Source organism: Nonomuraea sp. NPDC049625, assembly GCF_040675285.1.
Classification (GTDB): Bacteria; Actinomycetota; Actinomycetes; order Streptosporangiales; family Streptosporangiaceae; genus Nonomuraea; species Nonomuraea angiospora_A.
This window is the reverse complement of record NZ_JBFAOQ010000008.1, coordinates 1-22992: the sequence shown is the minus strand read 5'-3', so window position 1 is coordinate 22992 and position 22992 is coordinate 1. Positions and strand designations below refer to the sequence as shown.

11 protein-coding genes are annotated in these 22992 nt (G+C 72.1%); 6 read left to right on the top strand and 5 right to left on the bottom strand.

All coding sequences use genetic code 11. The features are described from left to right. Nucleotides 1–16: 16 nt before the first annotated feature. Entirely contained in the window at nucleotides 17–9514 is a 9498-nt protein-coding gene (locus AB0J87_RS32115; RefSeq protein ID WP_363971123.1) for an amino acid adenylation domain-containing protein, read from the bottom strand. Then, entirely contained in the window at nucleotides 9511–14220 is a 4710-nt protein-coding gene (locus tag AB0J87_RS32110) for an amino acid adenylation domain-containing protein (RefSeq protein ID WP_363971121.1), read from the bottom strand. The genes AB0J87_RS32115 and AB0J87_RS32110 overlap by 4 nt, the downstream gene beginning before the upstream one ends. 198 nt (nucleotides 14221–14418) lie before the next feature. Here AB0J87_RS32110 and tatA point away from each other — a divergent pair, with 198 nt between their 5' ends. The 4 genes from tatA to AB0J87_RS32090 all read left to right on the top strand — a co-directional run bounded on the left by tatA (nucleotide 14419) and on the right by AB0J87_RS32090 (nucleotide 18939). Beyond that, nucleotides 14419–14682 carry a Sec-independent protein translocase subunit TatA gene (tatA, locus tag AB0J87_RS32105; RefSeq protein WP_350727543.1) on the top strand — a complete coding sequence of 88 codons (264 nt, stop codon included), beginning with the start codon at nucleotides 14419–14421 and terminating at the stop codon, nucleotides 14680–14682. A 19-nt stretch (nucleotides 14683–14701) separates the two neighbouring features. Beyond that, nucleotides 14702–15070, top strand: coding sequence for a metalloregulator ArsR/SmtB family transcription factor (locus AB0J87_RS32100; protein ID WP_350727544.1), 369 nt, complete (start codon nucleotides 14702–14704; stop codon nucleotides 15068–15070). Further along, nucleotides 15054–17579 (top strand): magnesium-translocating P-type ATPase, encoded by a 2526-nt coding sequence (gene mgtA / locus AB0J87_RS32095; RefSeq protein WP_363971118.1) that lies wholly within the window; start codon nucleotides 15054–15056, stop codon nucleotides 17577–17579. Before AB0J87_RS32100 ends, mgtA begins: the two co-directional genes overlap by 17 nt. Before the next feature lie 64 nt (nucleotides 17580–17643). Further along, nucleotides 17644–18939: a hemolysin family protein gene (locus tag AB0J87_RS32090; RefSeq protein WP_363971116.1), complete on the top strand. Its 1296-nt coding sequence runs from the start codon at nucleotides 17644–17646 to the stop codon at nucleotides 18937–18939. Nucleotides 18940–19056: 117 nt separating this feature from the next. On the opposite strand, the gene AB0J87_RS32085 is transcribed toward AB0J87_RS32090, so the two are convergent. Continuing rightward, a complete protein-coding gene (locus AB0J87_RS32085; RefSeq protein ID WP_363971114.1) occupies nucleotides 19057–19956 on the bottom strand; it encodes a CHRD domain-containing protein in 900 nt (299 codons plus the stop codon). Between the two features lie 78 nt (nucleotides 19957–20034). Next, nucleotides 20035–21237, bottom strand: coding sequence for a cytochrome P450 (locus tag AB0J87_RS32080; protein WP_363971112.1), 1203 nt, complete (start codon nucleotides 21235–21237; stop codon nucleotides 20035–20037). 84 nt (nucleotides 21238–21321) lie between these two features. On the opposite strand from AB0J87_RS32080, the gene AB0J87_RS32075 reads away from it, so the two are divergent. After that, entirely contained in the window at nucleotides 21322–21948 is a 627-nt protein-coding gene (locus AB0J87_RS32075; RefSeq protein ID WP_363971110.1) for a TetR/AcrR family transcriptional regulator C-terminal domain-containing protein, read from the top strand. A 7-nt stretch (nucleotides 21949–21955) separates the two neighbouring features. On the opposite strand, the gene AB0J87_RS32070 is transcribed toward AB0J87_RS32075, so the two are convergent. Beyond that, on the bottom strand, nucleotides 21956–22648 hold the full coding sequence (locus tag AB0J87_RS32070) for a hypothetical protein (protein ID WP_355209769.1): 693 nt from the start codon (nucleotides 22646–22648) through the stop codon (nucleotides 21956–21958). Between the two features lie 90 nt (nucleotides 22649–22738). On the opposite strand from AB0J87_RS32070, the gene AB0J87_RS32065 reads away from it, so the two are divergent. Then, a partial coding sequence (locus AB0J87_RS32065) for an LLM class flavin-dependent oxidoreductase (RefSeq protein WP_363971108.1) occupies nucleotides 22739–22992 on the top strand: 254 nt, incomplete at its 3' end.

The following is a 22992-nucleotide window of genomic DNA, read 5'->3' as shown; positions in this document are numbered from 1 at the left end:
CGGGGGAGAGGAGGGGTCATGCGACGAGCTGTCTGTCGGCCTCCCGCTGGATCAGGTCCTTGTCGGAGATGGCCACCGCGTCGGGGGTCGCGTCGGGCAGCTCGTCCTCCAGGAAGCGGACCGGCCGGTAGCGGAAGGCCGCCAGCCCGATCAGGACGGTCACCGCGCCCGCCACGATGGTGAGCAGGGCGATCCCCCGGCCGTGCGCGGAGCCGGCGATGGGGTTGAAGACCTGCTCCACCAGCGGTCCGGCCAGGAGGAACCCGACCGGGACCAGCGCCCAGCTGAGCATCAGGTTGGTGGCGATGACCCGGCCCTGCAGGTCGAGCCCGACCTTCTGCTGCACGATGGAGAACCAGTGCGCGTTCAGGAACGCGGTGAGCAGCCCGATGAGGAAGAGCCCGATCGCGGGCAGCGCCGGGTGGGGCGCGATCCCGATGACGGCGAAGGCGACGCCCAGCGCCATGAAGGAGCCGAGGATGCCGTTGGTGCGCCGCGCCAGGCCGCCGGTCACCGTCATGATCAGGCTGCCCAGCAGGAGCCCGATGCCGGTCATCGAGAGCGCCACGCCCAGGCCGCGGGTGTCGGTGAGGCTGAGCAGCAGCGGCGTGGACAGGACCTCGACCATCGCGAACGGGAAGTTCAGGAACGCCGTGAACAGGATGATCGCCAGCAGCCCGTGCCTGCGGCTGATGTAGCGCCAGCCGCCGGTCACCTCCTGCCAGAACGGCTCCTCCCGCTTCTTGAACAGCGTCTCCGGGAACCGGACCGCCAAGGTCACGACGACCGCGAAGGCGAAGGTGGACAGGTCGATCAGGACGATGCCGCTCAGCCCGACGGCGGCCACGAGCGCGCCGCCGAGCAGTGGCGCCAGTACGGTTCCCGCCGCCTGCCCCAGCTGGGTCAGGCCGTTGGCCCTGCCGTAATAGCGTTTGGGCACCAACTGGGCCACGGCCGCCATGTAGGCGGGCTGGTGGAAGGCCGTCGACACCGCGCCGACGGCGACGATGAGGTAGACGTGCCAGAGCTGGAGCCCGCCGGTCCAGAGCAGGGCGGCCAGCGAGACGGAGGCGCACCCCGCCGCCGAGTCGGCGGTGATCATGACGAGCCTGCGGTTGAAGCGGTCCGCCACCGCGCCGGCGATCGGCGCCAGCACGACGGCGGGCAGCAGGGCCATGACCGAGACGAGGGCGAACATCGAGACCGACCGGGTCTGCTGGTAGGCCCACAGGCCCAGGCCGAACGTGGTCAGCCCGGTGCCGATCAGCGACACCAGCTGGCCGAAGGCCACCAGGGAGAACGTCTTCAGGCTGGCCTGCTGGTAGCGGGGCGGCAGCGGAGCCGCTGCCCGGTCGTCGCCGCCGAGGATCCCGGCCAGCTCGGTCGCCTGGTGCTTCTGGAAGTAGTGCCCGGCCTTGGGGATGACCTCCAGCGACACCGAGTCGGAGAAGGCCTCCCACTCGCGGAAACGCTCCTCGTGCAGCTCGGTGGCGCGGTCGTTCTCGCCGACCACGCACACCAGCGGCGCCGACAGCTTCTTGATGGGCGCCTGGTAGAGCTCGGTGTAGTAGTCCTCACCCTCCTGGGTGTCGTGGAGGAAGACGCCCATGATGAAGTCGCGCTCCTGAGGGTCCAGCGCCTCGGTGAAGAAGCCCATGGCCCGCAGGAACTCCAGCGCCTGCCGCTTGGAGGTCCACCGCTCCATCGGGAAGGTCCTGCGGAACCAGGCGAAGGCCCTGCCCGGCAGGCGGGGCGCCGGGAAGTGCCCGCCGATCACCACCTTCTCCGGCTCGACGCCCTCCTCCTCCAGCCTGCGGGCCAGCTCGACGGTGAGCGCGCCGCCCATGCAGTGGCCGTAGAGCGCGAGTGGCCCGTCGACCTTCTCCCTGATCTCCTTGACGCAGCCCTCGACGAGCTCGTGGAAGGTCAGCATGGGTTCGCCGGGATTGCCGGTGTCGTGGCCGGGCGGCTCCAGCGCGAGCATGGTGATGTGCTCGGGCAGGGCTGCGGCCAGCGGCTGGTACGTGATCGCGCCGGCGCCCGCGAACGGCACGCAGACCAGGGTCAGCGAGGCCGCCGGGCGTGGAGGCGTCAGTTCATGCAGGAGGCCGATGTCGTGCGATGAGCCGTCGAGCGTGGCGAACGCTCGGATCGTGGGGTTCTTGAAGAGGTCCAGCACGGTCGCCTGGATCCCCGAGTCCCGTACGGCGCGCACGGCCTTGAAGGAGTCGCCGCCCAGCGCGAAGAAGTCGTCGTCGATCCCGATCCCCTTCACGCCCAGGATCTGCGACCAGAGCTCGACCAGCTTGACCTCGGCCGGAGTCCGCGCCGCCGCGCCCTCCGCGCGTGCCTGGCCCACCGGCTCCGGCAACGCCTTGCGGTCCACCTTGCCGTTGGGGGTGAGCGGCAGCGCCTCCAGCGGCACGAACGCCGAAGGGATCATGTAGTCGGGCAGCTTGCGCCGCAGATATTCGCGCCAGTCATGGTCGGAATCGGCGGCCAGGTAGGCGGCGATGCTCTTGTCCTCGTCCGAGCCGCGCACCACCACGGCCGCCTCGCGGACCGCCGGATGTGCCAGCAGGAGCGACTCGATCTCGCCCAGTTCGATCCGGTAGCCGCGGACCTTCACCTGCCCGTCCGCCCGGCCGAGGAACTCGATCGAGCCGTCGGCCCGCCGGCGGGCCAGGTCACCGGTCCGGTACAGCCGGCTGCCGTCCTGCCAGGTGACGAAGCGTTCGGCCGTCAGCTCGGGTTGGTGGAGGTAGTCCCGGGCCAGGCCCGCCCCGCCGATGTAGAGCTCGCCGACCACGCCGGTGGGAACCAGCTGCATCGCGCTGTCGAGCAGGTGGATCCGGGTGTTGGCGATCGGGTGGCCGATCGTGATCGGCCCGTCGGTGACACGGGTGAGGGTGGACCAGATCGTGGTCTCGGTCGGCCCGTACATGTTCCACAGCTCGGCCACGCGCCCGCGCAGGCCGGTGGCCAGGTCGGCGGGCAGCGCCTCGCCGCCGCACAGCGCCTTCAGCCCCGGCTTGCCCTCCCAACCCGCCGACAGCAGCAGCCGCCAGGTGGCCGGGGTGGCCTGCATGACCGTCGCGTCCTCCAGCAGGGCGGCCAGGCTCACCGGGTCGTAGGCCGCCTCGCGGCTCGCGATCAGCACCCGGGCGCCGACCGTGAGCGGCAGGAACAGCTCCAGCACCGAGATGTCGAACGCGGACGTCGTGACGGCCAGGAGCGTGTCCTGGCCGGTCAGGCCGGGCTCGCGGCTCATCGAGGTGAGGAAGTTGACGACCGAGGAGTGCTGGACGCGCACGCCCTTGGGCCGCCCGGTGGAACCCGAGGTGTACAGGACATAGCAGGGGTTCTGCCGGGTGGCCTGCGCGGGCAGCCGTTCCGGGCTCTCTTCCGGGAACCCCTCGTCGGTGAGGATCAGCTCGCCCTTATAGCCGGTGTAGCGGCCGGCCAGCTCGCGCTCGGTGACCAGGACACCGATGCCGGAGTGGTCCAGGATGTAGTCTTGGCGCTCCTGCGGGTACATCGGGTCGAGCGGCACGTACGCGCCACCCGCCTTCAGCACGCCGAGCAGGCTGACCAGCATCGTGGCCGACCGCTCCAGCGCGACGCCCACCAGCGTCTCGGGTCCCGTCCCCGCTGCCCGCAGGCGCCGGGCGACCCGGTTGGCCCGCTCGTCCAGCTCCCGGTACGTCAGCGAGTCGCCCTCGAAGGTGACGGCCACGGCGTCGGGCGTCCGGTCGGCCTGGGCCTCCACCAGCTCGTGGATGCACAGGTCGGGAACCTCGACGTCCTGGCAGGCCAGCTGCTCCTCCCGCTCCTCGCCGGTGAGGAGGTCCAGGCCGGACAGCGCGGTCCCGGGTGCCGCGGCGATCGCGGAGAGCAGGGTCTCATAGTGCCGCAGCAGCCGCCCGGCGGTGCCGGCGTCGTAGAGCGCGGTGTTGTACTCCAGCCGGCACAGCAGCTCGTCGCCCTGCTCGTAGACGTAGAGCACCAGGTCCACCTGGGCGGTGCCGGTCTCCACGGCCAGCTCCTCCACGGCCGGCCCGTTCATGTCCAGGTCGCTCTGGGGCAGGTTGAGCAGGTTGAACAGCACCTGGAAGAGCGGGTTGCGCGACAGGTCCCTGGGCGGGTTGAGCTCCTCCACCAGCTGCTCGAACGGCACGTCCTGATGCGCGTACGCGCCCAGGGCGTACTCGCGCACCTGCGCCAGGAGCTGCGTGTACGGCATCGAGCCGTCCATCGCGGCCCGCATGACGAGCGTGTTGATGAAGCAGCCCGCGATGCCCTCGAACTCGGGGCGGGTGCGCCCGGCCACCGGCGAGCCGACGCAGATGTCCTCCTGGCCGCTGTAGCGGTACAGCAGCGTGTGGAGCGCGGCCAGCAGCGTCATGTAGAGCGTGGCGCCGCGCTCCTGGCTCAGCTTCCGCAGCCCTCCGGCCAGCTCCGCGGGGAGCACGTGAGTGGCGACCGCCCCCTCGAAGGTCTGCATCGGCGGGCGCGGCCGGTCCGTGGGCAGGTCCAGGCTGTGCGGGATGCCGCGCAGCCGCTCCCTCCAGAAGCCGAGATCGGCGACCTGCTCCCGCTGCCAGCGCGCGTAGTCGCGGTACCTGACCGGCTGCTCGGAGAGCGTCTCGCCGTTGTACAGCGCGACCAGCTCGGTCCGCAGCAGGGTGATCGACCAGCCGTCCACGACGATGTGGTGGAAGCCGAGCGACAGGACGTGGTGATCCGGGGCGAGCCGCAGCAGCCGGGCCCGGAACAGCGGGCCGTGCGCCAGGTCGAACGGTTCGGCCGCGGCCTCGCTCAGCGCCCGTTCGGCGTCGTCGCAGTCCTCGACCGGCAGCGGCACCTCCCCTGCGGGCAGCACCACCTGCACCGGTTCGCCGTCCGGGGCGCGGAAGACGGTCCGCAGCGACTCGTGCCGCCGAACCAGCTCGCGCAGGGCGCCGTGCAGCCGCTCCACGTCCAGCTCGCCCCGCAGGTCCAGCCCCGTGGCCACGGCGTACGCGGCCGAGCCGTGCACCTGGTCGATGAACCACATGCGCCGCTGGATGAACGAGACGGGCGCGGGACCGGGATCCTCGACGACGGGGATCACCTCGCGGGCTCCCACCGAAGCGACGGCCGGGACCAGCGCGGGGGCGGGCGCCGCGGCGACGAGCGCCCGCTGGCCGGCCAGCGTCGGATGCTCGAAGATCGCCTCGATCGGCAGGCCGAGGCGGGAGGCGAGCTGGGTGGCCACGAGGGAGTCGCCGCCCAGGCCGAAGAAGTCGTCCTGGGGGCCGGCGGGCACGATGCCGAGCACGTCCTGCCAGGCGGCGGCGACCGCGTCGAGCTCCTGGACCGCCCGAGCCTGCGCCACCGGCTCCGCTGCCGTCAGCGGTGCCGAAGCCGCCGCCGCGATCTCGAAGCGCCGGGCGCGCGGCCCGATCCAGTAGCGCCGCCGCTCGAACGGGTACGTGGGCAGCGGCACTCGCCTGCCCGGCGGGCCGAACGCCGTCCAGTCGATGCCGGCACCGCTCACCCACAGCCGTCCGATGCCTTCCAGCAGGGCGGACTGCCCGCTGTCCGGCTCGGTGAACGGGGCGACCGCCGCCTGGCCTCCCTGGCGGCGGACCAGGGTGGTCAGCGTACGGCCCGGCCCCGCCTCGATCACCGCGGCGTCGGCGGCCACCAGGGCGCCGGCGCAGTCGGCGAACCGCACGGTCTCCCGCAGGTGGCGCACCCAGTAGGCGGGGTCCTTGGTCTCGGCGCCGGACACCCAGCCGCCCGTGACGTTGGACAGGTACGGCAGGTCCGGCGCCCCCAGCTGCACCGAGGCGACCTCGGCGGCGAAGGCGTCGAGCACCGGATCCAGCATGGCGGAGTGGAAGGCGTGGGAGGTGCGCAGCGCGCGGCAGGCGACGCCCTGCCCCGCCAGCCGCCGCTCCAGCTCGGCGACGGCCTGCTCGGGGCCGGCCAGGACGCACAGCTCGGGGGCGTTGACCGCGGCCAGCGAGATGTCCTCGCCGAGCAGGTCGCCGACCTCGGACTCGGGCAGCGGCACGGCCAGCATCGAGCCGGGGGGCAGGCTCTGCACCAGGCGGCCGCGGGCGGCGACCAGGCGCAGCGCGTCCTCCAGGGTGAAGACCCCGGCCAGGCAGGCGGCGACGTACTCGCCGATGCTGTGCCCGGCCATCATCGCCGGGCGGACCCCGCGCTCGATCAGCGCGCGGGCGAGCGCGTACTCGGTGACGAAGAGCGCGGGCTGGGTGAGCCAGGTCTGGTCGAGATCGCCGGCCTCGCCGTACAGGACCTCGCGCAGGTCGAGGCCGAGGTGCGGCTCGAGGAGGCCGGAGCAGGCGTCGACGGTGGCGCGGAAGACGCTCTCCGATCGATACAGGCCCGCGCCCATCCCGCGGCGTTGCGCGCCCTGGCCGGGGAAGAGGAAGGCGATCTCGCGCGGGCGTGACTCGCCCGCGACGAGCTCGGCGTCCTGTGCCGACCGGTGGTCCTCGGCGACCAGGATGCCGCGGTGCCGCAGCTGGCGGCGGCCGTGCCGGAGGGTGGCGGCGACCTCGCCCAGGTCCGCGTCCGGATGCGCGGCCAGGTGGGCGCGCAGCCGCGTGGCCGTCTCCGTCAGCGCCGAGTCGCCGGCGGCCGACATGACGAGCAGGTGCGGGCCGGCCGCCGGCGGGGCGGCGGGCTGTTCGGGCGCCTCCTCCAGCACCACGTGGGCGTTGGTGCCGCCCATCCCGAACGCGCTGACGCCCGCCCTGCGCGGTCCCTGGCCCTGCGGCCATTCCGCGCCGGCGGTGGGCACGTAGAACGGGCTGAAGTCGATGCGCGGGTTGGGCGTCGCGAAGTTGACCGTGGGCGGCAGCGTACGGTGCTTGAGCGCCAGCACGGTCTTGATCAGCCCGGCCATCCCGGCGGCGGCGTCGGCGTGGCCGATGTTGGACTTGACCGAGCCCAGCGCGATCGGCCGATCCCCGGTGAAGACCTGGGAGAGCGCCGCGACCTCGATGGGATCGCCGAGCGCGGTGCCCGTGCCGTGCGCCTCGACGTAGCCGATCGTGCCGGGGTCCACGCCGGCCGAGGCCAGCGCCGCGGTGATGACCTCGGCCTGCCCGTCCACGGCCGGCGCGGTGTAGCCGATCTTCCTGGTGCCGTCGTTGTTCACCGCGGAGCCGCGTACGACGGCGTGGATGGGATCGCCCGCGGCGAGGGCGTCCTCCAGCCGCTTCAGCACGACGATGCCCACGCCGCTGGCGCCGATCGTGCCCTGGGCCTCGGCGTCGAAGGGCCGGCAGTGGCCGTCCGGCGAGCCGATGCCGCCGCTCTGGTACAGGTAGCCGCGGCGGCTCCAGGCGTTGACCCGCACCGCCCCGGCCAGCGCGAGGTCGCAGTCGCCCGCGATCAGGCTCTGCCTGGCCAGGTGGAGCGCGACCAGCGAGGTGGAGCAGGCGCTGTTGACGCTGACGCTCGGCCCGCGCAGGTCGAGCTTGTACGAGGTCCTGGTCGGCAGGGAGTCCTTGTCGTTGCCGAGCATGACCTGGTACTCGCCCACGGCCCTGAGCACGTCGGGCGCGGCCAGCAGGTTCTCGATGTAGTAGCTGCTCATCGCCGAACCGGCGAAGACGCCGATGCGCCCCGGGTGGCGGGCGGGGTCGCAGCCCGCGTCCTCCAGCGCCTCCCAGGCGGTCTCCAGGAACAGGCGCTGCTGCGGGTCGAGGATCTCGGCCTCACGCGGCGTGAACTCGAACAGCGTGGCGTCGAACAGGTCGATGCCGTCCAGCACCGTCCCCGACCTGACGTAGGCGGGGTCCGCCAGCCGGTCGGGGTCCTCGCCGTCGGCGAGCAGCTCCTCGTCGGTGAAGTCCTGTACGGCTTCGACGCCGTCGCGGATCGCCGCCCAGAACTCCTCCGGCCCGGTGGCGCCGGGGAAGCGGCAGGCCATGCCGACGATGGCGAGCGCGCCGCCGGCGGGCGCGGTGCTCGCGACCGCCGCGGGCGCCGGCGCGTCAGGGCTCAGGTAGGCCGTCAGCGAGGCGATCGTCGGGAACCTGAACAGGTCGGTGACCGTCAGGCTGAACCGCTTGCGCAGCCGCTCGTGCACCTGCAGGACCAGCAGCGAGTGGCCGCCCACGTCGAAGAAGTTGTCGTCGGGGCCGAAGGCGTCGCTGCCCAGCGCCTCGCGCCAGGCCCGGGTGACGAGCTGGGAGATCTGGTGCCGCGGCATCTCCCCGGGCGCCTCGTCCCCGGCCATGGCCGCCGAGAGGACCCGCCGGAGGTCGGCCACGAGATCGCGGATCGTCCCCGCGTGGAACAGGTCCGTGTTGTACTCCACGAGCCCGTCCAGGGTCTCGCGGACGCCCACGGTCAGGTCGAACTTGGCCGTGTGCTCGGCGATCTCCACGGGGGTGACCGCCAGCCCGTCCAGCTCCAGCGCCGCGGTGGCCTCGGGCAGCATGTTGAACATCGTCTGGAACACCGGGCTGCGGTCCAGGCGGCGCTCCGGGTTGAGCTCCTCCACCAGCCGCTCGAAGGGCATCCCCTGGTGGTCGTGAGCGTCGAGCACCGCGTCCTTGACCCGCTCGACCACCTCGGCGAACGACGGATCGCCCGACAGGTCGGCGCGGATGGCCAGGGTGTTGGTGAAGAACCCGATCAGGCCCTCGAACTCGACCCTGTCCCGGTTGGCGATGGGCGTTCCCACCACCAGGTCCCGCCGGCCCGAGCGCCGGGAGAGCACCACCAGATAGGCCGCGAACAGCACCATGTAGGGGGTGGCGCCCAGGCTCCGGCAGTACGCCTTGAACTCCTCGCGCGGGAGGTCGAGAGAGAAGGGCAGCTCCGCGCCCGCGTACGTCTGGACGGTCGGCCGGGGCAGGTCCGCCGGCAGCTCGCTGATCGGCGGCGCGCCCGCCAGCGTCTCCCGCCAGAAGTCCAGATCCCGGCCGTACTCGTTCTCCCGCTGCCAGATCGCATAGTCGGGGTACTGCCGGGACAACGCCGGCAGCTCCCGGCCGTCGTAGAGCGCGCCCAGCTCCCGGCGCAGCACGTCCAGCGACCAGGCGTCGGCGACGATGTGGTGGAGCGTGAGGTGCAGGACGTGCCGGTCCGCGCCTTCGCGCTCCAGGTGCGCGCGGATGAGCGGGCCGGTGGTCAGGTCCATCGGCGTGCCGTCGGCGGCGTCCGCCAGGTCGATCGCCAGCGAGCGGGCCACGATCTGGTACGGGCCGTCCTCGTCCATGGCGAACGTGGTGCGCAGGCTCTCGTGCCTGGCCACCAGGGCGTTCAACGCGCGGTGCAGCGCGTCGCGGTCGAGCGGGCCTTCGATGCGGAAGGCGAGCGGGATGAGGTAGTGCGCGGCGCCCGGGGCCATCCGGTCCAGGTACCAGGCGCGGAGCTGGGTGAAGGACATCGGCAGCCGGTCGGGCCTGAGCGGCCCGGCCTGCTGCTGCTTCTTCTTGCGTAACGCTTCCAGGAGCTGGCGCTGCTGGTCTGACAGGCTCATTCGTCACCTTCCATAGACCGCAGCAGGGCCTCGGCCTCGTCATCTGAATACGCGGCGACCATGAGATAGAGCTCGGCCGCCGCCTCCACGTCGGGCGACGTGAGCTGGGCGGCGAGCTCGGCGACGGTCGGGTGGGCGAAGAGCGTCCGCAGCGGCACCCGCACGTCCAGCGCCTCGTGCAACCGGGAGGCGATCCGGGTCGCGTTGAGCGAGTGGCCGCCCAGCTCGAAGAGGTTGTCGTGCCGCCCGACCGCCCCGCCCAGCACCTCCTGCCAGATGGCGGCGACGGTCTGCTCCACCGGGGTGAGCGGCGCCGCGACGGTCCGCACGCTCTGGCCGGGGTCCGGCAGGGCGTGCCGGTCCACCTTGCCCGAAGGGTTCACCGGCAGGGCGTCCAGCGCGACGAACGTGCTCGGCACCATGTACTCGGGCAGCCGTCCGGCCAGGTAGGGACGCAGCTCGGGGGTCCCGTCGGCGACCACGTAGGCCACCAGCCTGCCTTCCAGAGCCATGACGAACGCCTCCCGCACGGCCGGATGCCCGGCCAGCACCGCGGCGATCTCGCCGGGCTCGACCCGGTAACCGCGGATCTTGACCTGGTCGTCCGCGCGGCCCAGGAACTCGATCTCCCCGGCCTCGTTGCGGCGGGCCAGGTCCCCGGTCCGGTAGAGCCGGCGCCCGTCCCGCCAGGTGATGAAACGTTCGCGCGTCAGCTCGGGCTGGCCGTGGTAGCCCCTGGCCAGGCAGGCGCCGCCGAGGTGCAGCTCGCCGGGAACGCCGTCGGGCGCCTCGTGGCCCAGGCGGTTCAGGATCAGCGCCTGGACGCCGGTGACCGGCTTGCCGATGGGCGGTAGCCGGGGCCAGTCCGCCGGAGGGCCGGTGAGCGTATGGGCGATGTCGATGATCGCGCCCTCGGTCGGCCCGTACTGGTTGTGCAGCGTCATCCACGGCTTGACGAACCGCTCGAGCTGCGGGGTGACCTGGAGCTGCTCGCCCGCGGTGATCACCTCGCGCAGCGTGGCGGGCGGCTCGACCCCGGCGCCGGCCAGCGACTGCAGCGCCACGAAGGGGAGGAAGATCCGCTCCACGCGGGTCCGGGCGATGTGGTCGAGCAGGGCGGCCGGGTCGCGCCGGACCTCGTCGCTGACCATGATCAGGGTACCGCCGTACGCCCAGGTGCTGAAGATCTCCTGCACCGAGACGTCGAAGCCGAGCGCGGTGAACTGCAGGCTCCGGTAGGCGCCGCTGTGCCAGGCCATGAGGTTGGCGACCGGGCGGTGCGGCATCGCCACGCCCTTGGGCTGTCCGGTCGAGCCCGAGGTGAACAGGATGTAGGCCAGGTCGTCCGGGGTGACGCCGCTGTCCGGCCGGTGTTCGGGCTGTCCGTCGAGGTCGGTGTCGACGTGCACGGGCCGCTCGTGCGGCAGGCCGCCGGCCAGCGCCCGGTGCGTCACCAGGACCGGGGTGTCGACGCGGCCGAGCACCTGGGTGAGGCGTCCCTCGGGGTAGGAGGGGTCGAGCGGCACGTACGCGCCGCCCGACTTCAGGATCCCCAGCAGGGCCACGGGCAGGTCGAGCGAGCGCCGTACGTGCAGGGCGACCGGCACCTCCGGGCCGACCCCGAGCCCGCGCAGCAGGTGGGCCAGCCTGTTGGCCCGCCGGTCGAGCTCGGCGTACGTGAGGGCGGCGCCCTCGAACTCGACGGCGACCGCGTCGGGCGTCCTGTCGGCCTGCTGCTCGAAGAGCCGGTGCAGGCACTGGTCGGGCCCCCGGCCGGGGGGCTCGTGCTCGCGGGCGAGCAGCGCGGCGAGCGGCGCCGCCGGGTCGGCCGCCACCTGCTCCAGGACGCGCACGTAGTGGCCCAGCAGCCGCTCCGCGGTGGCGCGCTCGAACAGGTCGGTGGCGAACTCCAGGCTCATCTCCCGCCCTTCGGCGTAGAGCACCAGGTCGGCCTTGGCGCCGCCGTTCTCGACCTCCTCGAGGATCCGGAAGGTCACCCCGTCGCCCCGCCTGGCGTCCGCCGGCTCCTGCATCGCGAACATCACGTCGAAGGGCGGCCGGCCGTCGGGGCACAGCTCTCGTACGATCTCCTCGAGCGGCACGTCCGAAGGCGTGGCCAGGACCGTCGCCCGCACCTGTGCGAGCAGCCGCTCGAAGGTCGGATCGCCGTCCAGACGGGTCCTGATCGGCAGCGTCTCCACGTAGAAGCCGATCATCGAATCCGCGCCCGGCGTCTCCCTGCCGGAGAACGGCACGCCCGTCACGATGTCGTCCTGGCCGCTGTAGCGGTGCAGCAGCGCCTGGAAGGCCGCGAACAGCACCATGAACGGGCTGGCCTGGGTGCGCCTGCCCAGCGACTCCAGCTCGGCGAGCAGCCCGTCCGGCAGCGTGGCCCGGACCCGGCCGCCGCGCCGGGACAGCCCTGCCGATCCCTGGGCCGCCCCCGGGCCGTCCGCGGGCAGCCCCAGCCGTTCGGGCGGCGAGTCCAGGACCTTCCTCCAGTACGGCAGGCCGTCCAGGCTCTGCCCGCGCCGGTACGGCCAGGCCGCCGCAGGCAGGCTCTCCCCGGCGTAGAGCCGCGCCAGCTCGTCCAGGAAGACCCCGGCCGACCAGCCGTCGAACGCGATGTGGTGGACGGTCACCAGCAGCCGGTGCCGGTCGTCGCCGAGCCGGAGCAGCAGCGCCCGCAGCACGGGACCGTCGCGCAGGTCGAAGGGGTCGCGCGCGTGGTGCAGCGCCAGGGCGTGCGCGCCACGCGGGGTGGCGTCCATGACCTTGATCCGTACGGGCGCCGCTTCGCCGATCAGGGGCACCGGCTCGCCGTCGCGCTCTTCGTAGCGGGTGCGCAGGGGCGGATGCCTGCGCACGATCTCGTTGATCGCGTTCTCCAGGCGCCCGGTGTCGAGGGGGCCGTCCAGGGCGAACAGGATGGGCACGTTGTACTGCGAGCCGGGTGCGACCTGGTCGATGAACCAGAGGCGGCGCTGCGCGGGTGTGAGCCCGCCCTGGGCCGCGGTGACGGCCGTCGCCTCCGGCAGGTCGTCGATCGCGTGGGCGAGGGCGGCGAGCGTGAGATGTTCGAAGAGCATCCGGGGCTCGACCGGCTTGCCCAGCTTCTCGAAGGCGCGGGCGGCGATGCGCATCGCCAGCAGCGACTGGCCACCCAGCGCCAGGAAGTCGTCGTCGGCGCCGATCGGCCCGGCGCCCAGGACGTCCTGCCAGATCTCGGCGAGCAGCGCCTCCGTGGGGGTGGCGGGCGGCGTGATCGAGCGGGGCGCGCGGACCGGGTCGGGGAGCGCGGCCCGGTCCACCTTGCCGTTGCCGGTCAGCGGGAGCTCGTCCAGGAAGACCCAGGCCGTGGGGATCATGTAGTCGGGCAGGAACCTGCGCAGGTGGGCGCGGGCCTCCTGCTCGGTCGCCGTGCCCACGACGTAGGCGACCAGCTCGTGGCCGCGGACGGCGGTGGTGGCGGCCCGTACCCGCTCGTGACGGCCGAGCACGGTCTCGACCTCGCCGAGCTCCACCCGGTTGCCGCGGATCTTGACCTGGTCGTCGAGGCGTCCCAGGAACTCGATCTCGCCGGCCCGGTTGCGGCGGGCCAGGTCGCCGGTGCGGTAGAGCAACTGCCCGTCGCGATCCCGGACGAATCGCTCGGCGGTGAGGTCGGGCCGGTCGAGGTATCCCAGGCCGACGCACACGCCGCCGAGGTGGATCTCGCCCTCGTCGACCGGCCGCATCTCCTCGTTCAGGAGGCGGACGGTGACGCCGGGCAGCGGCGAGCCGAGCGCGGGCGGGCGGCTCTGGCCGTCGTGGACGGGCACCTCGCCGGCGATGGCGTTGACGGCGCATTCCGCCGGGCCGTACAGGTTGATGAGGCGGAAGGGCAGTCCGGGCCTCGGGTAGGTGGTGAGGCGATCACCGCCGGTGCTCAGCGTCGCGAGCTCGGTCTCCTCCGGCCAGGACAGGCCGAGCAGGCCCTCCGCGATGGGAGTGGGCGCGTAGCAGGTGGTCAGCTCCTGATCCACGATCCAGTCGCGGAGCGCGGGCAGCGAGAGCCGGATCTCCTCCGTGGGGATGACCATCGTGGTGCCCGCGGTCAGGCACATCCAGATCTCCCAGACCGACGGGTCGAAGTTGGGGCTGGTGAGCAGCGAGGCACGGCCACCGAGGCCGAAGGTCTCGTGGGACCACCCGATCAGGTTGGTCAGCGCGCGGTGGGGGACGAGCACGCCCTTGGGCGTCCCCGTCGAGCCGGAGGTGTGGACGACGTAGGCGAGGTCGTCGGGCTCGACATCGGGCGGGGGTGAGGCGTCCGCCTCGGCGGGGGTGTCGATCACCGGGATGCCGTCGGGGACCAGCGATCTCCACTCCGGCGCCGTGATCACGGCCGCGGCTCCCGCCAGCATGGCGTGGATCCGCTCCACGGGCGTGGCCGGGTCGATCGGCGCGAAGGCGACGCCCGCCTTCATCGCGCCGAGCTGTCCCGCGACCAGCCGGATGGAACGGCCGGCGAGCACGGCGACCCACCGCTGTCCGGTCATCGTGAGATGACGCAGCTGGGCGGCGATGCCGTTGGCCAGGCGATCTAACTGCCGGTAAGTGAGGTGTTCTTGCCCGGCCGAAACAGCGACCCTTTCGGGGGCCGCGTACAACTGCTCCTGGTAAAGGTGCAGAACAGATGCCAAGGGTGGTGCATCTGACGTCATTGTCACGCCTGCCGATTGTTGAGTTTTTTAGGACCCTTTGGGGGTGGGCCGCCGAACAGAATGACCTTGTCATTAGATCTCTGTCAACCATCTGGTGATCATGCGATCCAGAGGCGGCGGCGCTCGACCGGCAGGTGGCGTCTTCGATGCGCCTGGACACTCCTATACTTGCGCATCCGAGCAACGTTAGGACTCCTCATGCAGGATCTCGGATGGGCAGAAATCCTCATCATCGCCCTGGTCTTCGTGCTGCTCTTCGGCGCGAAGAAGCTCCCGGAGACGGCCCGCGCCGTCGGCCGGTCCCTGCGGATCTTCAAGGCCGAGGCCGGCAAGCTCCACGACGACGAACCGGCCGAGCCGCCGCCCTCCGGCCCGACGCTGGAGGAGCAGGCGCGGCGGCTGGAGGAGCAGGCGGCCAGGCTGCGCGCGGGTATTCGGGAGGACGGGCAGGCCAAGCCGTGACGCCCTAGACTGGGCGGCTATGTCCGGAGGAGGAGTGACGGTGGCGATGGGGGAGGTCGGCGACCCGCCCGCCGACGTGCTGGCCGAAGCCGCGGCCGCTTTCGGGCTGCTGTCGTCGCCTCCGCGGCTGCACATCGTCTGGGCGCTGGCACAGGGCGAATGCGACGTGACCGGGCTGGCCGAGCGGGTGGGCGGCGCGCTTCCCGCGGTCAGCCAGCACCTGGCCAAGCTGAAGCTGGCCGGCCTGGTGCGGTCGAGGCGCGAGGGACGCCGGGTGGTCTACCTGATCGACGATCAGGACATCGTCGCCACGGTCCAGGTGCTGGTCGGGCGCCTTGCCGAGCGGGCGGGCCGCCCGGGGGGACAGGCCCGTGGTCTGGGCGCCTGAGGCGCCGAGCACGCCGTCCCGGCCGGCCGGGGACGAGGTCGCGGGCCTGAGCAGGCTGCAGGTGCTGCGGCTGCTGGACAGCGGGCCGCGCGGCCTGATGGAGGCGGAGGCCGAGTCCCGGTTGCTCCGCCACGGTGAGAACGTCCTTCCCGGTCGTCGTCCCGTGTCCTGGCCGCGCCGGCTGGCGCGCAGCCTGCGGGACCCGTTCACGATGGTGCTGCTCGCGCTGGGTGTGGTGTCGGCCCTGATCGCGTCCTGGGGCACGGCGGGCGTCATCGTGCTCCTGGTCGTGGCCAGTTGCGTGCTCCGCTCCAACGGCGAATACCGGGCCGACCGCTCGACCGCGGCGCTGCGGGAGCTGGTGGCCACCACGGCCACGGTCCGGCGGCGCGCGTCGGAGGACGCCGAGCCGTGGGAGCGGGAGATCCCGGTCGATCAGCTCGTACCGGGCGATGTGATCAAGCTGGGGCCGGGCGACCTGGTGCCGGCCGACGTCCGGCTGCTGCGTGCCAGGGGTCTGACGGTGCACCAGGCGCCGCTGACGGGGGAGTCGGCCCCGGTCCCCAAGCGGGCGCTCGACCTGCCCGAGGGTGACGATCACCTGTGCCGGCAGGGCAGCAGCGTCGTCGCCGGGAGCGCGCTGGCGGTGGTGGCGGCCACCGGCGCGGACACGATGCTCGCGGGCTCCTCCGCCGCGCCGGCGCGCAGGTTGTCGGCGTTCGACCGTTCGGTGAACGGCATCTCCTGGACGCTGGTCCGGCTCATGGTGATCATCCCGCCGGTGGCGCTGGTGGCCAACGCGGTCCTGCGCGGCCGGGGGCTGGAGGCGCTGCCGTTCGCGGTGGCGGTGGCCGTCGGGCTCACGCCCGAGATGCTGCCCGTCGTCGTGACCACCGCCCTGGCCAGGGGATCGGCGTTGCTGGCGCGCAGCGGCGTGATCGTCAAGCGGCTGGCCGCGCTGCACGACGTGGGCGCGATCGACGTGCTGTGCATGGACAAGACCGGCACGCTCACCCGGGACCGTCCCGTGCTCCGGGACTCCATCGGCCCGGACGGCGGTCCGGATCCCGAGGTGCTGCGCTGGGCCGCGATCAACAGCTTCTGGACGCTGCACCTGGCCGACCCGCCGGTGCCCGACGCCCTGGACGAGGCGATCCTGCTCGGCGCGCCCGACCATGGGGACGTCGAGGGCGTGGACGCCTCGCCGTTCGATCCGGTGAGCCGCGTCTCGTGCGCGCTCGTGCACGACGGCGGCGCGCACCGCGTCGTGGTCAAGGGCGCCGTGGAGCCGGTGCTGGAACGTTGCACGCTCAGCCCGCCGGATCGCCTGCGGGCCGTCCGCCTGGCCGACCGGCTGGCCGAGGAAGGGCTGCGGGTGCTCGCGGTCGCTGTGACCGACCGCCCTGCCGTCCACCGACTGGGCGAGGAGCGCGGGCTCTCCTTCGCCGGTTTCGTCACGCTGGCCGACGAGCCGTCGCCGGAGGCGCCCGGGGCCCTGGCGGCGCTCTCCCGCCGCGGGATCACTCCCAAGGTGCTGACCGGCGACCATCCGGCGACCGCCGCCCGTACCTGCCGGGACCTGGGCCTGAGCGTGGGCGCGGTGGTCAACGCGGGCGAGCTGGCGGACCTGTCCGACGCCGAGCTGGCCGAGGCCGTCGGCCGGGCGACGGTGGTCGCCCGCTGCACCCCGGAGCAGAAGGCACGGGTCGTACGCGCGCTGCGCGCCTCCGGCCACACCGTAGGCTTCCTCGGCGACGGCGTCAACGACCTGGCCGCCATGCGCGCCGCCGACGTCGGCATCTGCCCGAGGGGCGCGGTGGACGTCACCCGGGAGGCGGCCGACGTCGTGCTGGCGGCCAAGGATCTCGCCGCGGTCGATCACGCGGTCGCCGCCGGGCGGCGCAGCACCGGCAACATCGTCACCTACCTGCGCATCGCGCTGTCGTCCAACGTCGGGAACGTGATCGCGATGCTCGCGGCCGGGCTGGCGCTGCCGTTCCTGCCGATGCTGCCCGTCCAGGTGCTGGTGCAGAACCTGTGCTTCGACGCCGCGCAGCTCGCCCTCGCCTTCGACCGGGCCGACCCCGCCGTCCTGCGCCGCCCGCTCCGGCTCCGGCCGCGTGCGATCCTGCCCTTCGTCGTCGGGTTCGGGGCCCTGAACGCCGTGGCGGACCTCGTCACGTTCGCCGTCCTGACCTGGGTCCTCGGCGTGGAGGGGGCGCCGGCCTTCCACACCGGCTGGTTCATCGAGAACATGCTCACCCAGGCCGTCATCATGCTGCTGCTGCGCCCCATCAGCGGGGTGTCGCGCCCGCTCGGGCTGGCCACGGGCGCGCTCGCCGCGGTCGGCCTGCTGTTGCCGCTCTCGCCGCTGACGGGCGCGTTCGGGCTGGTCGCGCTGCCTGCCACGAGCTACCTGTGGCTGCTGGCGGTGGTCGGCCTGTACGGCGGCACGTTGCTGGCCATCACCCGCCGGAGATTCCTGGACAGAGGCCGCAGAACGCCATAGACGCCACACTTGTTTTATAGTTGCGCAATACAGCAAGTGTCATGCGTCTGGAGGAACCCCTTTCGTGGATGGTTATTGGGTGCAACTCGCCCTGGTCGCGGTCCTCATCGTGATCAACGCGGTGTTCGCGGGAAGCGAGCTCGCGCTGGTCTCCCTGCGGGAGGGCCAGCTGCGCCGCCTGGAGCAGCACAGCAGCGGAGGACGGGTGCTGGCCAAGCTGGCCCGCGACCCGAACCAGTTCCTGGCGACCATCCAGATCGGCATCACCCTGGCCGGATTCCTCGCCTCGGCCACCGCGGCGGTGACCCTGTCCGAACCCCTGGTGCCGCTGCTGTCCTTCCTCGGCGGCGCGGCCGGTCCGGTGGCGATCATCCTCGTCACCCTGGTGCTGACGTTCCTCACCCTGGTGTTCGGCGAGCTGGCGCCCAAGCGGGTGGCGATGCAGCGCGCGGAGACCTGGGCGCTGCTGGTCGCCCGTCCGCTGAGCGTGCTGGGGAGCATGTCGCGGCCGGTCATCTGGGCGCTGGGCAAGTCCACCGACCTGACGGTCCGGTTGATGGGCGGGGACCCCGACCTGCACCGGGAGGAGATGAGCCCGGAGGAGATCCGCGATCTGGTCAGCGTCCACCGCGGCTTCACCCCGGAGCAGCGGCTGATCATCTCCGGCGCCGTCGAGATCACCGAACGGGTGCTGCGCGAGGTCCTGGTGCCCCCGCGCCAGGTGTTCACGATCGAGGCCGGCACCCCGCTCCGGCAGGCCGCGGCCGAACTGGCGGCCTCCGGGCACTCGCGCGCGCCGGTCGTCCGCGGGCGCAACCTGGACGACACCCTCGGCATCGCCAACCTGCGCGACCTGCTCACCCAGGACGCCGAGGCCGCAGCCGACGTCGCCCGGCCCGCCCTGGTCCTCCCCGAGAGCCTGCACGTCTCCGACGCGCTGCGCCGCTTCAAGGCCGAACGCCAGCAGTTCGCCCTCGTCGTCGACGAACGCGGCGCCGTGGACGGCATCGTCACCCTGGAGGACCTCCTGGAAGAGGTGGTCGGCGAGATCTACGACGAGACCGACAGCGACCTGGAGACCGTCCAGCGCGGCGACGACGGGACGCTGACGATGCCCGGCGGCTTCCCGGTGCACGACCTGCCGGACGTGGACGTGCACCTGGAGGGGCAGCCGGAGGGCGACTACACCACCGTCGCGGGTCTGGTCCTGACCGAGCTCGGACGGGTGCCGACCGCGCCGGGCGAGTCGGTGACCGTGGCCGGCTGGCGCATCGAGGTCCTCGGCGTCGAACGCCACGCGATCACGCAGGTCCGCCTGCATCCGGTCGCCGTACCCGACGCGGCGGAACAGGACGCGTAGACCGGAGCGGCGGATCCGGCCGTCGCCGAGCCGGCCTGTTGGCCGCGCGGGACCGGCCGCCCCAGCCGGACCGCCTCCTCGGCCCAGCGCACCCGCGCCGGGCCGAGGAGCCCTCCGCTACCAGTCGCCCCGGTAGAGCTGGCCGCGGACCGCGCCGCCGGGGAATTTGGCGTTGTGCAGGTTGGCGTACCAGTTCTTGGGGTTCTTCCAGATGCGGCGGGCGGTGGCGGTGTCGGTCTTGGAGCTGCCGGCGAGGCCGTTGACGCTGGGTGGCAGGCCGTCCTTGGCCTCGAAGAAGGGGACGACGACGGGGCCGTTCTTGCCCTTGGGGGCGCGGTGGACGTGGGCGGCGGTGGGGGTGTCGACGTGTTTCCAGGTGGCGGCGAACCAGACGCGGTCGCCTTCGGGCTGGACGAGCCAGGCGGCGCGGCCGTTGTGGTCGCCGACCTTGGTGCCGGGGGCGGGGATCTCCTGCTTGCCGTCGGCGCGGGTGGTCAGGGTGCGGCCGAAGCCGTGGGCCAGGATGCTCTCCAGGGCGACGGGGCGGATGCGCTGGAGCTGGGCCCGTACGGCGCCGCCGGCGAAGTCGGCGTTGTGGAGGTTGGCGTACCAGCCCTGGGGGTTGTTGAGGATGCGGCCGAGGAGGTTGAGGTCCTTGACGATGACGGTGCCCTTGATGGCGTGGAGCTGGGCCGGCAGGGCGGTGGTGATGAAGGGGATCTTGACCTCGCCGTTCTGGCCGGCGTTGCCCTTGTGGATGTGGAAGCCGCTGGGGGCGTTGACGTTGCTCCAGCGGACGGCGTAGTCGACGCGGTTTCCGTGGATGCGGAAGACCGCGAGGGCGCCGCCGTCGTCATCGCCGACCTTGGTGCCGGGTGCGGGCACTTCGTTCTTGCCGGCGAGGCTGGCGGCCAGGTAGACGGGAGTGCTGGTCTGCGCGGCGGCCGGTGGCACGGGAGCGGCGACCAGTGCGGTGGTGATAGCCAGGCCAGGAAGAGCGAGGGTGCGCTTGTTCATGAATCGGCCCTTGGTTAGGTGATTGCTTACTCCTGGGAGGTACGGGCCGATTCATGAACTTGGTTCAACGGTTCTGCGTCACCATGTGACGGGCAGCTCGTGCATCCCGTAGACGCTGGCCTCGTCCTTGAACGAGAGCTGCTCGGCGGGCACGGCCAGCCGCAGGCCGGGGATCCGCCTGAACAGCGAGTCGAAGACGATCTCCAGCTCCACGCGGGCGAGGTTCTGGCCCAGGCACTGGTGCGGGCCGTAACCGAAGGCCAGGTGGCTGCGGGCGTCGCGCTCGATGTCGAACGCGTCGGGGTCCGCGAACGCCTCCGGATCGCGGTTGCCGGCGTTGGCCAGCGTGAGCACGCCCGCCCCCGCGGGGATGACCGCGCCGCCGAGCTCCACGTCCTCGGTGGCCACCCGCATGATCGCGAACTCGGCGATGGTGAAGTGCCGCAGCAGCTCCTCGACCGCGCCCGGCGTCTTGCTCGGGTCCTCGCGCAGCGCGGCGAGCGTGTCGGGGTGGCGCAGCAGCATGTACGTGCCCAGCGAGATCATGTTGGCCGTGGTCTCGTGCCCGGCGATGAGCAGCAGGAACGCGAGGCTGAGCAGCGCGCCGTGGTCCACCTCGCCGCTCTCGCGCTGCTTGACCACCTGGCGGCCGAGCAGGTCGTCGGTCGGGTCCTCCTCCTTGGCCCTGATCAGCTTGTCCAGGTAGACGGCCAGCTCGAAGGAGGCGTGGTGGCGCTCCTGCGGCGTGGCGGCGCGGTTGAGCAGCTGCGCCGAGTGCGTCTGGAAGAAATCGTGCTCCTCGTACGGCACGCCGAGCAGCTCGCAGATCACCAGCGAGGGCACCGGCAGGGCGAACGCCCGCACCAGGTCGACCGGGCGGGGACCGTCCAGCATGGCGTCGAGGTGCTCGTCCACGATCTGCTGGATGCGCGGCCGCAGGGCCGCGATGCGCCTGAGGGTGAACTCCCCGATCACGGCGCGTCGCGCCGGACCGTGCTCGGGCGGGTCCATCTCCAGCATCATCTTGGGCAGCGGCGAGTCGCCGGGCGCCATCTCGCCGCTCAGCCTGGGGGCGTTGGGATGGCGGCGGTCGGCACTGAAACGCGGGTCGCTCAGGACCGTACGGATGTCCTCATAGCGGGCGGCGACCCAGGCGCTCGAACCGCCCGGCAGCGCGACCTCGGTGACCGGCTGCTCACGCAGGAGGCGAAGGTGCTGCTCGGGCGGTGCGTACGGGCAGGTGCGGGTGATCTGGAGCGTCTCAGCGGAGTCAGCGGTCACGGTTGTCCCCAATCAGCATGCCATTCCCAAATTTCCCTACATCTGTAGGCTAACCTACAGATGTAGGGCACAGTACACTGAGGCGTGGCCCTCACCAGAGACAGAAAGAGCGACCTGAGCGACCCGCGGGTGCGCCGCACGCAAGCGGCCCTGCAACGCACGCTGATCGACCTCGTCCAGGACGGCGACCTGTCCAGGATCAGCGTCGCCGATGTCGCCGAACGCGCCGGAGTGAGCCGCTCCACGTTCTACGACCACTACCGTGACGTGCACGAACTGGCCGAGGCGGCGTGCACCACGATGATCGACGACCTGATCGAGGCCATCCCCGACCCCGGTGTCCGGGACGTCCCGGACGACGCCCCCGACACGCTGCTGACCTTCTTCGCCCACCTCGACGAGCACGCCGGCCTCTACCGCAGCGTGCTCGGGCCCCAGGGCAGCGCGCGCGTCATCGACCACGTGCGCCGCCACGCCACCGTCGCGGCCTACGTCGGCGCGCGCCGCAAGGCCACCGGGGACGACACCCCGACCGACTTCACGGCCCGGACCCCGCATGACGTGCCCGCCGCGTTCACGGCGGGCGCGCTCATCGGCGTCGCCACCGACTGGCTCCAGCACGACTGCCCGCGCTCACCCGCCGAGATGGCGGACCTGACCCGCCCGCTGCTGATGGCCGTCTACCGAGGGGACGACCACTCCCAGGCCTAGGGAGCGGTCAGCCGGCGGACACCGAGAAGCTGTTGGTGACGAAGTCCATCCCTCCGCTGGAGGAGGTGATCTCGTAGCCGAACTGCACGTTGCCGAGCGTCACGTCACCCATCCAGCCGTTGGTGCGCAGCCAGTTGAGCACCGCCTTGACGTCCACGGTGCCGGAGTTGGTGTTGCCGGTCCTGACGAACGAGAAGACCTGGTTGGCGCCGTTGCTGCCGCGGTAGACGTCCCAGCTGTGACCGCCCACCGTGGCGCCGGTCTGGCGGGAGCCGATCGGGCCGACGGCGCCGTGCTTGTTCATCCAGAGCATGATCTCGTACGCGTTGGCCGAGTCCCAGATGTCGTACGCCGTCGTGTACGAGCCGCCGTTCGGCACGGTGACGTTGAAGCTGCTGGTGGCGCTGCCGAGGGCGCTGATGCGTTTGCCGACGTACCTGGTGGCGTTCGGGTACGACTTCACCCCGCCGGTGTTGGGGTGGTTGGCCCACACGCCCCAGTTGCTGTAGGAGTTCGCCCAGATGGTCTGCGGGCCGGCGCCGCTGCCCCAGATGTTGTTGTAGAGCGTGTAGCCGCCGTTGGACCAGGTGCCCCATCGGTCGGTGGAGGACCAGGTGGCGGCCAGCGCGGGCGGGGCGAAGAGGACGGCGACCATCGCCAGTACGCAAACGGGGACGGCGGAACGCACGATCTTGCGCATGCTGGATCCCTTCTACCTGCCATGGTTAGTTTGGCTGACATCCAAACTAAATGACACTTTGCGCCTGTTGACTCGGCCAGTCAACCCGGGGTGAAACTTTCGCCGACCGTCGAGGAGCACGGGTGGAGCGGGGCGCTCATCGGCGCCGGCTGGGGACGGCCCGACACCTTCACGGTCGCCGCCGCGCTGGCCGCGCGGACGACGACGTTCCAGCCGCTGATCGCGGTCCGGCCCGGCTACTGGCGTCCGGCCAACTTCGCCTCCGCCGCCGCGACCCTGGACCATCTCACCGGGGGACGGGTGCTGGTCAACATCGTGTCGGGCAAGGACGACCTGGCGGCGTA